Here is a 2,937-nt window from a genome sequence, read left to right as displayed (position 1 = left end):
TCTTTTATTTCAAAGTGGAATTGATGGTATTATGTATCTTAATACATAACCTCCCTCTTCCTTGTGCTTTGCTGTCTGAATCAAATATATTCAAAGATCACTTTCTTTCTTTTTTCTAACCACCTTCGTAGTCAGGCTTCCTTTTCAAAAGCGAGTGCAAAGATAGAACCTTTTTTATTCCCCACCAAATGTTTTGACGAAAAAATTTTAAAAATTTTGAAAGTTTTTCTTAACTCGCTTATAATCAGAATGCTATTTTTAAACGTTTTTTGAACTTTTTTCTCCCTTTTGCGTTAGCAAATCAAAATTTGACCAAATTTTGCCGAGAAATGGGGGTTTCTGGTTTCAAGTTTCAGGTTTTAGGTTTGTTAGCGTAGGGGCGAATCGCATTCTCCCTGTTTTTGTATTAGCGATATTTATCCTCGATAGTGTAATATGTATTTCATGCGTTTCAAGGTGCTGACGCAGGTTTCAGGATTTAGGATTTAGGTGGTTGTATTTTTGTATTTTCCTGAGACTGTGTCCCAGGTTACCATCGCTGCGCTCAGTACTGCCTTCCAGGCAGGGAGAAAATCTGAAACCTACCCCTCTCACATTTGAACTGGAGGGAAAGACACAAGCCACAGTCGTCCCTCCGAGAGCGCCACTCGGGAATACGCTGTCGCCTGCCCCCGAGAGAGGAATCTTCTTGAACTAAAGGAGAAGACGCAACCCGCAGCCGTAGCCCCCGTTCACCGGATCGTTCCAGTCACGGTGAGACAAGCGACAGAGCCACGCATCGCCGTCCCACGAGCCACCACGCAACACCCGAAAAGGAACCGAAGCAGGTCCTTGTGGATCGACTTCGGGCGAAGTTTGATAGTAATCCTCTTCATACCAATCTGCACACCACTCATACACATTGCCGCTGATATCATATAGCCCCAACTCATTGGGTTGCTTGCCGGCAACGGGGTGAGTTGAACCCTTGTCCCAATCCTCGTCATACCACGCCACCTCGTCCAAATCGTTGCTACCGGCATAGCGGCAGCCTTTGCTCTCATTCCCACCTCGAGCGGCAAACTCCCACTCTGCCTCTGTTGGCAGACGGAAATGCTCGCCCGTAATTCTATTTAGTTGCTCTATAAAGTCTTGACAATCATTCCATGAAACACACTCCACAGGACGTTGGTCGTTGCCCGGAAACCAAGACGGGTTCTTCCCCATCACAGCTTGCCAAAGAGCTTGCGTCACCTGTGTTTCGCCCATGTAGTAATCCTCTGTCAAGGTTACTTTGTGAACAGGGAATTCGTTATCCAATGCATCATCTTCCATCTCCGGCGTAGCTCCCATCATAAAGGTACCGGCTTTCACCAACTTCATGCGGAAAGAGACTCCCTTTACGGTGAAGGTGAGAGAAGAGGATGGTTGCGGAGCTGTGGCAGGTTCCGGCAAACGAAAACAATCTGAGAGTTCCACAGGCAGTGTCATTTTTTTGTATGCCAAGTGAAAAAGCGAATAGAGCATTGGCAAATTCCTGCTTTTAGGCAAAAGAGCCAAAAGGGACTTCATAGCCTCAGACTCCGAAAGGGAGAAAAAGTCTCTCTCGCAAAACAAAAGTCCATCCGCACAAACATATCGTTGCAGCAGAGAAGGCTCAGTGGCAATTGCCTCCAGCGAGAGAGCCATCACCGCCAAGGAAAAGTGGTCCATAGCCGGACCAAACAAGGCAGAAGTGCGTTTAGGGTGGCGATAGTCCGGGCTGCCCATCTCGGAAGAGGAGACTCCCCTTTCCGCCATAGCCGGCACAAACATGCCATCATAATCCACAGCCACCAAAGAGCCATCCGAGCGCACCAATAAGTTATCCGGTTTCAGGTCTCCATGCGCAAAGGGCTGAGCAATCAACCAAGAAGCAAAACGCCCAAAGCGGTAAGACAACTGAGCAAGAGCATCGGTCGCCCCCCTCTCTATACAGTTGCGCAAATAGAGGTCCAGAGGCACACCCTCCACCCAATCCATCAAGAGGACCGGAAAAAGTTCTTCATCAGAAATATCGGAACTCACAAACAACTCGTTGCAGAAATATTTCATCTCGATAAAATAGCCCGACTGCAAATAGTGCAATTCGTCACAAATAAGCGCATACCGCTCATCGCGCCCCGGCAACTCGCGAGTAAAACACTTCAGAGCATAAAACTTCCCATTGCCGTCGGTCATTTTAAAAACAACAGCAAAATTCCCTTGCGAGAAGAAGGGTTCGCCATTAGGTTTCAAGACCGGAGCAAGGTGCTTGAGTCGGTCGAAATTATCCTCGGCAAAACGAATGGACTCTATATATTCAGAAATAGAAGGATACATACAAATACATTAAAACTTACTAAGAAGCCGTTTAAATTTTATTAAAAAAGAACACTTTAGAGTTTCACTCTCATATTTTCGGCATCTTTGAGATTCTTTTTAACCTATTTTTATTCTCCTTTTTTGATAATAGTCCACTATTTTCTGCAAAAGAAGACTAAAAATAGATTTAAAAATCTCTCTCAAATATGCTCGAAATAAAAATTAAACAACTTCTTAGAAGCCGTTTAAATTTTATTAAAAAAGAACACTTTAGAGTTTCACTCTCTTATTTTCGGCATCTTTGAGATTCTTTAAGTGGGTTCTATTAATTCCTCGAAAAGTATATCAACCTCCAATTTTCATTTTTTAAATTTTAAACGATGAATTTATAGAACTTACCTTAATATGCTCGAAATAAAAATCAAACAACTTCTAAACAAAAGTAAACAACAAAAGCAAATAAAAAAAATAAAAGAGCAAGAAAAGCTTGCAAATTATCACGGCTCTTTCATTTAAAAATCACATAATCGCATATCTCCCCTTACCCGATTCATTTCAAGTCGGGGAAATCTACATATATTGTATGTCAGTTCTTTATTTTTGATTTGAAAGATG

Annotated in this window: 1 protein-coding gene; it reads right to left on the bottom strand. The window is 43.1% G+C overall.

The window, feature by feature from the left end:
• Positions 1 to 693: 693 nt before the first annotated feature.
• Entirely contained in the window at positions 694 to 2,199 is a 1,506-nt protein-coding gene (locus IKL48_02160; protein MBR3603484.1) for an SUMF1/EgtB/PvdO family nonheme iron enzyme, read from the bottom strand.
• Positions 2,200 to 2,937 lie beyond the last annotated feature (738 nt).

It is taken from the genome of Elusimicrobiaceae bacterium, from assembly GCA_017520185.1.
Lineage (GTDB): Bacteria > Elusimicrobiota > Elusimicrobia > Elusimicrobiales > Elusimicrobiaceae > Avelusimicrobium.
The sequence above is the reverse complement of the archived record's forward strand: the minus strand, read 5'-3'. Positions and strand labels throughout refer to the sequence as shown.